The organism is Photobacterium lucens (genome assembly GCF_009873615.1).
In the GTDB taxonomy this organism is placed as follows: Bacteria; Pseudomonadota; Gammaproteobacteria; order Enterobacterales; family Vibrionaceae; genus Photobacterium; species Photobacterium lucens.
The window spans coordinates 1-602 of sequence record NZ_SSMG01000206.1 but is presented as its reverse complement, the minus strand read 5'-3'; the positions used below and the strand labels follow the sequence as shown (position 1 = coordinate 602).

1 protein-coding gene is annotated in these 602 nt (G+C 28.6%); it reads right to left on the bottom strand.

Annotation, left to right across the window (positions count from 1 at the left end; all coding sequences use genetic code 11):
- Positions 1 to 30: 30 nt before the first annotated feature.
- Positions 31 to 602 (bottom strand): RNA polymerase sigma factor (locus E5A76_RS09625; RefSeq protein WP_262383649.1); only part of this gene is annotated, 572 nt, incomplete at its 5' end.

The window sequence follows — 602 nt, the reverse complement described above, 5'->3', positions numbered from 1 at the left end:
ATAATAGACGATTCACAATATTTTGTATTTTTAATGATATCGATATCCAAACAATAAATGACTCAGTGATTTCAATGCTCGATATAAGCGCATTTTACATGCACTAATAGTAATACATAAAATATCACTGATTTCTAAAAGCGTAAGATCTTGATAGAACCTAAGATCAATGATCTCTTGCTCTTTAAATGGTAAATCACTGACTACTGAGCCAACATCTATTTCGTGTTCAACATTCATCGAATGAACATTTGTTGCTGGTTCTAAAGTATCAATTGAAATATTACCCCTCATATATTTCATATTAGTTCTTAAATATGAATAACATACATTATCAGCTATCTTATATATCCAGGTTTTAAATACACCATTGTGGTAATATTTAGGCAGCCCTTGATAAATTTTCAACAACACATCTTGCAGTACATCATCAATACTTTCTTTATCTTTTATTTTATATAAACATCGCGAATACAATGCTGACCAATAAGGCTTCATCAATAAAGAGAAAACCTCATTTCTTTTTAAATAGTTATGTTGAAATTGATATATTAGTTCATTTTCATCCATTAGTTCGTTATTTAATATCGTCATCTTCACAT